This is a genomic window from uncultured Bacteroides sp., from assembly GCF_910578895.1.
Classification (GTDB): domain Bacteria; phylum Bacteroidota; class Bacteroidia; order Bacteroidales; family Bacteroidaceae; genus Bacteroides.
The window spans coordinates 41,083-48,302 of sequence record NZ_CAJTSC010000027.1; the positions used below are offsets into that span (position 1 = coordinate 41,083).

General features: G+C 49.4%; 6 protein-coding genes and 1 pseudogene. All 7 read left to right on the top strand.

All coding sequences use genetic code 11. The features are described from left to right. Window positions 1–47: 47 nt before the first annotated feature. Entirely contained in the window at window positions 48–830 is a 783-nt protein-coding gene (locus QZ327_RS08555; protein WP_294618654.1) for a hypothetical protein, read from the top strand. Next, complete coding sequence (locus tag QZ327_RS08560) at window positions 820–2,079, top strand: hypothetical protein (protein ID WP_294618655.1); 1,260 nt, start codon at window positions 820–822, stop codon at window positions 2,077–2,079. The genes QZ327_RS08555 and QZ327_RS08560 overlap by 11 nt, the downstream gene beginning before the upstream one ends. Window positions 2,080–2,228: 149 nt before the next feature. Further along, the gene (gene nagA, locus QZ327_RS08565) at window positions 2,229–3,395 is read left to right on the top strand and encodes an N-acetylglucosamine-6-phosphate deacetylase (protein WP_294618656.1); all 1,167 of its coding nucleotides are present in this window, start codon (window positions 2,229–2,231) and stop codon (window positions 3,393–3,395) included. 98 nt (window positions 3,396–3,493) lie between these two features. Then, window positions 3,494–5,485: a glucosamine-6-phosphate deaminase gene (locus QZ327_RS08570; protein WP_294618657.1), complete on the top strand. Its 1,992-nt coding sequence runs from the start codon at window positions 3,494–3,496 to the stop codon at window positions 5,483–5,485. 277 nt (window positions 5,486–5,762) lie between these two features. Next, entirely contained in the window at window positions 5,763–6,083 is a 321-nt protein-coding gene (locus QZ327_RS08575; protein WP_294618658.1) for a hypothetical protein, read from the top strand. Next, on the top strand, window positions 6,080–6,295 hold the full coding sequence (locus tag QZ327_RS08580; protein WP_294618659.1) for a sulfurtransferase TusA family protein: 216 nt from the start codon (window positions 6,080–6,082) through the stop codon (window positions 6,293–6,295). Before QZ327_RS08575 ends, QZ327_RS08580 begins: the two co-directional genes overlap by 4 nt. 34 nt (window positions 6,296–6,329) lie before the next feature. Then, window positions 6,330–7,220, top strand: a pseudogene (locus tag QZ327_RS08585) (YgiQ family radical SAM protein); the annotation flags it as partial.

Here is a 7,220-nt window from a genome sequence, read left to right on the forward strand (position 1 = left end):
TTTAGCTATTTTTGCACCATATTATACTATCCAATTAGAATATGCCAATGAACAACGACAAGTATCCCGGAAGGACTTATCCATATAGAGCCCCCCAAAAGGAACAATTCGTACTCATCACGGAGAACGGCAACGAACGGACTTCCAACGTGACCGACGAGCGGATATTCCAATCCGTTTACGAAGTGGACTCCCATACGCTGGTCGGATTGGAGAAATGTGTGCCGGTGAACATAGGACCTTCGGCATGCGTATTTGCCATGAGTTATAATGATGACTCTGTATTTGCCGTCCATGTCGACATCAAAGGAACGATTTTGCGCATGTTGCATTTCGAATGCAGTCCCGAAGAGGCTGTCGACCGGATGTGCGATTTCTTTCATTTGTCCCAAGTGCCCGATATACATGGCTGGGAGTGTGAAGAGTTACTTCCGGTTCCAAAAAAGTCCGAATCCCACCTGACCGTTGACGGTGAGGATTTCAGGTTCTTCGACTTCACAGACGTTATGGCGGCACTCGAAAATATCAGGGACGGCAAGTCGAAATGGTTGCATCACGACCATACGGGAGAAGATGGCGGATATATGGAAATCCGCCGTTGCACCGAAGGCGAAAACATAGCCTACAAAGTGGAATGGGTAAAGTGGACCCAACCTGTGGAAACGGGATGCCGCGCCGTCATCACCGATTTCAAATCATTGTACAACTGGCTTTGGGATTTCGCCCTCAACCGGAAGTATCCCGGACTTTCGCCCGTATGGACACAGTTCGATGTGAAAGATTATTTTCAAAAATTAGTTTTTAAGTTTCTCGATAATCATGAAAGGTAAATACAGTTTGCCGGTCGTCAAGGCCGTTGATTTAATTTGGACAAGTTTCGATAAAGAAGAGATACGCCGAGGGTACGAAATGCTGCTCCAAGCCGCACGGCAAGGCGATGCCGATGCCCTCTGTTTCATCGCCCGTTGCCACATGGGCGAAGAGTATGTGTGGAGCGGAGCCGGATTCGCCACCGATGATGACAATGCTTCGCTCCTGATGCAGAGAAGTGCGCTTATGGGTAGCGCCACAGGAGTGCTGTGTGCCGCCCGTTGCGGTAACCTCACCCCTTCGGTGGAGCGCGGCATGCCTTTCTCCTCGTTCAAGGAGGCTTATGAGGAAGTATTGGAACAGGCAAACCGGGGCAATGCTTTCTGCCAATACCTGATAGGAAACGTTTACTATTGGGGCGACTATCTGATTGTGGAACCTGATCTTGCCAAACAATTCAAAAGCGTGGAAGAATACAACAAGTTTGCCTATCCCATCGCAAGAAAATATTACGAACTGAGTTTCAGAGGACGTATCACTGCCGGTTGGGGCAACTATCGTAACATCTGGAAATCGGGCTTTTCCAACGACAATCCGGAGCATTACGAATACTATTTCCGCCAACTTGCCGAAATCTCGCCGGTCGTATGCTGTTCCTACGGAATATATCTTAATCAGGAAAAAAAAGATATGCAAGGAGCCTTGAGTTACTATATCAAGGCGGCCCACAAAGGTGATATACAGGCAACCTTCAATGCCGGATGCTGCTACGACCAGGGATGCGGAGTGGAACAGGATGTCGACATGGCTTTCCGCTTCTACGAAATAGCCGCCATCGGTGGAGAACCCGGCGCCCAATGGCAGGTAGGTTATTACTATTTCGACGGCTGGGGCAGTGTGGAGCAGGATTATGCCAAAGCTGTGCCTTGGTTCCATAAAGCTTACGACAATCCCCACGGCGGTTATGAACTGAAATCCGCTGCCTATCTTGCCATCTGCTACCAGGATGGTTTGGGAGTTGTGCAGGATTATGACATAGCGTTTTCTTATCTGCAAGTAGTAGAAGATGAGATAGACGACCTGTGGGATCCCATCAACGCCATGGTGCTTAACGCATTGGGAGTGGCATACGCTTACGGGTTGGGAACGGAGCAGAATATAGAATTGGGATGGCAGAACTTTGAAGCCGCAGCGAAGTTGGGTTCTGAAACAGCCAAAGAAAATCTCCAACGCTTGAAGCAACATGGAATAGAAAGAGAGAATGATTAGTTAAACATCAAATACTTAATTTTAGAGTATTTAATAGAAATACCTAAATATACGCACCCCATCTTACCCGAAAAGTAACTATTTTTGTCCGTTGAAACAATGTCTGACGACTGAAACAATTAATTTATTAACACTAACCCCTAAATCCTATGTTGACTCAACTTATCAACGCACGTATCCTGACCCCACAGGGTTGGCTCAAAGACGGCTCCGTGCTCATCAGAGACGGAAAGATTTTAGAAGTAACCAATTGCGACCTCGCCGTTATCGGTGCACAACTGATTGATGCGAAAGGAATGTATGTACTGCCCGGCGGTGTGGAAATCCATGCACATGGCGGTGGCGGACGCGATTTTATGGAGTGTACCGAAGAGGCTTTCCGCAGTGCCGTAAAAACACACATGAAATACGGGACCACTAGCATATTCCCCACCCTGTCCTCTTCTACCGTACCGATGATTGAACAAGCGGCAGAGACTTGCACCAAGATGATGGCGGAAAAGGACAGTCCGATACTGGGGCTGCACCTCGAAGGCCACTACCTGAACATGGCAATGGCAGGCGGACAGATGCCCGAAAACATCAAGAACCCCGATCCCAACGAATATATCCCCATTGTGGAGAACTGGCACTGCATCAAGCGTTGGGACGCCGCTCCCGAATTGCCCGGAGCCATGCAGTTCGGAAAATACATCACCGGAAAAGGCATCCTGGCATCAGTGGCCCATACCCAAGCCGAATTTGAGGATATACGTACCGCCTATGAAGCCGGATACACGCACGCAACGCATTTCTATAACGCAATGCCCGGCTTTCATAAACGTCGCGAGTACAAATACGAAGGAACGGTGGAAAGCATTTATCTTATGGATGACATGACCGTGGAAGTCGTGGCAGACGGCATCCACGTCCCCCCCACAATCCTGCGCCTGGTTTATAAGATAAAAGGCGTGGAACGGATGTGTGCCATCACCGATGCCCTGGCATGTGCCGCAAGCGACAGCAAGGAGGCTTTCGACCCGCGCGTCATCATCGAAGACGGCGTATGCAAGCTGGCAGACCATTCCGCCCTTGCCGGCAGTGTGGCAACGATGGACCGCCTGATACGTACCATGGTACAAAAAGCCGATATTCCTTTGGCAGATGCCGTACGGATGGTGTCCGAAACACCGGCACGCATCATGGGCGTATACGACCGCAAAGGCTCGCTTCAAAAAGGAAAAGATGCCGATATCATTGTAATGGACGAAGATTTAAAGATAAGAGCAGTATGGGCAATGGGCAAATTAGTGCCCGAAACCGATACTTTATCATAAAATCCACCTCGATATTGTGCGGATAAACTTTGTTTTTCCTATTTTTGTTTAGTTTTGAATAAGCAGACAGCTTTAATCATTTATTAATAACCAGTTATATGAAAACCAATCTTAGTTCTCAAATTACTCTAAACAGAGTATCCCCCAGGTATTACAGACCTGAGAACGCTTTCGAACGGTCGGTACTGACACGTCTCGAAAAAATCCCTACAGACATCTACGAGTCTCCCGAAGAAGGAGCCAACCAAATCGCCTTGGATATCGCACAGGCAATCCGCGACAAGCAAAAGGCGGGACGCTTCTGCATATTGGCACTGGCAGGCGGCAACTCGCCGCGCAACGTCTACTCGGCTCTTGTGCGCATGCACAAAGAAGAGGGGCTGAGTTTCCGCAATGTAGTGGTATTCAACCTTTATGAATATTATCCGCTCGCTTCGGATGCTGTTAACAGCAACCTCAACGCATTGAAGGAAATGCTGCTTGACCATGTGGATATTGACATGCAGAACGTTTTCAGCCCCAACGGAACCATTGCCAAAGACACTATTTTCGAATATTGCCGCTTGTACGAACAACGCATCGAAAGTTTCGGCGGAATCGACATTGCCGTACTGGGTATCGGACGTGTCGGTAATATCGGCTTCAACGAACCCGGTTCGCGCCTGAACTCGACCACCCGTCTGATTTTGCTGGACAGCGACTCGCGCAACGAAGCATCCAAAATGTTCGGAAGCATCGAAAGCACTCCGGTAAGTTCCATAACAATGGGTGTAGCCACCATTCTCTCTGCCAAGAAAGTGTACCTGCTGGCATGGGGCGAAGAAAAGGCGAAAATGGTAAAAGAGTGTGTGGAAGGCAATGTGACAGATACCATCCCCGCATCTTACCTGCAAACGCACAACAACGCCCACATTGCCATCGACCTTTCTGCCGCCGCCAACCTGACGCGCATCCAACGTCCTTGGCTGGTAACCTCCTGCGAATGGAACGACAAGCTTATCCGCAGTGCCATTGTCTGGTTGTGCCAACTGACCGGAAAGCCGATTTTAAAGCTGACCAACAAGGACTACAACGAAAACGGACTGAGCGAACTGCTTGCCCTTTACGGTTCTGCCTATAACGTAAATATCAAAATCTTCAACGACCTGCAACACACCATTACCGGATGGCCCGGCGGCAAGCCAAACGCGGACGACACCTATCGTCCCGAACGTGCAAAGCCCTATCCCAAACGTGTGGTCGTGTTCTCTCCGCATCCGGATGATGACGTCATATCTATGGGCGGCACTATCCGCCGTCTGGTAGAGCAGAAGCATGATGTGCACGTGGCATACGAAACTTCCGGCAACATTGCCGTAGGCGATGAGGAAGTAATCCGTTTCCTACACTTCATCAACGGCTTCAACCAGCTCTTCAACAACAGCGAAGACCAGGTTATCAACGAGAAGTATGCCGAAATCCGCAACTATCTGAAAGAAAAGAAAGACGGTGATATGGATACCCGCGACATCCTGACCATCAAGGGACTTATTCGTCGCGGCGAAGCACGTACGGCATGTACATACAACAACATTCCGTTGGACCACTGCCACTTCCTCGACCTGCCGTTCTATGAAACCGGCAAAATCCAGAAAAACCCTATCAGCGAAGCCGATGTGGAAATCGTACGCAACCTGCTGCGTGAAGTGAAACCTCACCAAGTATTCGTAGCCGGCGACCTTGCCGACCCACACGGTACGCATCGCGTCTGTACGGATGCCGTATTCGCCGCCATCGACCTGGAAAAAGAAGAAGGTGCCAAATGGTTGAAAGAATGCCGCATCTGGATGTATCGCGGCGCATGGGCGGAATGGGAAATCGAAAACATCGAAATGGCAGTGCCTATCAGCCCAGAAGAGCTGCGCGCCAAACGCAACTCCATCCTGAAGCACCAAAGCCAAATGGAAAGCGCACCGTTCCTCGGCAACGACGAGCGCCTGTTCTGGCAACGCAGCGAAGACCGCAACCGTGGCACCGCCGCACTGTATGACAGCCTGGGACTTGCATCCTACGAAGCAATGGAAGCGTTCGTGGAATACATTCCGCTGTAAATCTTTTCCACATAATAATAGAAACCGGAAAGAGGATGTATCAAAACACCGGCAGTCGTATCATTCTGCCAGTGTTTTTGATACATCCTTCCTTTTTATGTACTCCCGTGGATATGCCCCCTTGCTTCACCGCACAGAAAAAGCAAACATACGCGGATAATTACAACAATCTTCATAAATAATCCATAGAAATAGATACAATCTGTGATGAAAAACTTATCTTTGCTTCTACAGAAAACATGAATTATTAAAAATCAACCATTAAAACATCAACACCATGTACACCATACAAGCCAATCCCAGCGGAACGCGCAACTTGGAGATATCAGAAGAGAACCTCGCTACCATCGAGAAATACGGTCTTTTCCGCCACCTCATCGACAGTAACGGCATCGTAGACGAAACCGTGCTCGACAAACTAAAACTGAATATCCGTTCCCTCATCGCCGCCCAAGAGGAAGACAGCAAAGACCTGCTCGACCTCTGCATCGATGTTATCTACCACAACAACATGAAAGCTTTCGGGTTGCAGCAACTTATCAAACTCTACCTGCAATGGCTTTCCCAACAAGAAACCATAGAAGAAAAAGATAAATGAGAACTATCGACACACGCGGTCAAAAACTTTACAGCCCTCTTATCCCTGCCATAAAAGCTATATGCAAAGCAGAAAAAGGCGAGAGATTGGAAATCATCATGGATGATGCAACCGCCTTTAATGACCTGAAGGAGTACCTTTCCGAACAGGAAATCGGCTTCCGCGAGGTTTACGACGGAGAGGAGATGACCCTACAATTTGACAAGTGGTAAGTGATTGACGAAAACTTTCCCTATCTTTGCACCCATGAAAGAATATAGACTGACTGATTGGTTGCCTACAACCAAGAAAGAAGTGGAACTTCGTGGGTGGGACGAGCTGGACGTCATTCTGTTCAGCGGTGATGCGTATGTAGACCATCCGTCATTCGGGGCAGCCGTAATCGGCCGCATACTCGAAGCGGAGGGCTTGCGTGTGGCAATAGTCCCCCAGCCCAACTGGCGGGACGATTTGCGTGATTTCAAGAAACTGGGACGCCCCCGGCTTTTCTTCGGCGTCAGCGCAGGCTGCATGGACAGCATGGTCAACAAATATACGGCAAACAAACGCTTGCGCAGTGACGATGCCTATACCCCCGACGCACGTCCGGACATGCGCCCCGAATATCCTTCGATAGTCTATACCCAAATTCTGAAGAAGCTATATCCCGATGTACCCGTCATACTGGGCGGTATCGAGGCAAGCATGCGCCGACTGACGCATTACGACTATTGGCAAGACCGCGTACGCCCCAGCATCCTTGCAGACAGCGATGCCGATGCACTGATTTATGGCATGGGCGAGAAACCTGTCGTAGAGCTTGCAAGAAGGCTGAAGCAACAACAGCCCGTTTCCGACATCCCCCAACTGGCATATCTCGCCAAAGAAGTGTTTCCGCAGGAAGGAGACATCACTCTCCATTCGCACGAAGAATGCCTGAAAGACAAGAAAAAACAGGCAGCGAACTTTCGCCATATCGAAGAGGAGAGTAACAAATACGCCGCTTCACGTATCTTGCAAACCGTAGGCAGACAGACCGTCATCGTCAATCCGCCCTACCCGCCCTTGACGGAAGCGGAGCTCGACCGCTCCTTCGACCTGCCCTACACCCGCCTGCCGCATCCCAAGTATAAAGGGAAACGCATACCGGCATACGAT

Bases quoted from the DNA above. Each gene is read 5' to 3' on its own strand.
- QZ327_RS08555 (WP_294618654.1), top strand. From the start codon at position 48: ATGAACAACGACAAGTATCCCGGAAGGACTTATCCATATAGAGCCCCC.
- QZ327_RS08560 (WP_294618655.1), top strand. From the start codon at position 820: ATGAAAGGTAAATACAGTTTGCCGGTCGTCAAGGCCGTTGATTTAATT.
- nagA (WP_294618656.1), top strand. From the start codon at position 2,229: ATGTTGACTCAACTTATCAACGCACGTATCCTGACCCCACAGGGTTGG.
- QZ327_RS08570 (WP_294618657.1), top strand. From the start codon at position 3,494: ATGAAAACCAATCTTAGTTCTCAAATTACTCTAAACAGAGTATCCCCC.
- QZ327_RS08575 (WP_294618658.1), top strand. From the start codon at position 5,763: ATGTACACCATACAAGCCAATCCCAGCGGAACGCGCAACTTGGAGATA.
- QZ327_RS08580 (WP_294618659.1), top strand. From the start codon at position 6,080: ATGAGAACTATCGACACACGCGGTCAAAAACTTTACAGCCCTCTTATC.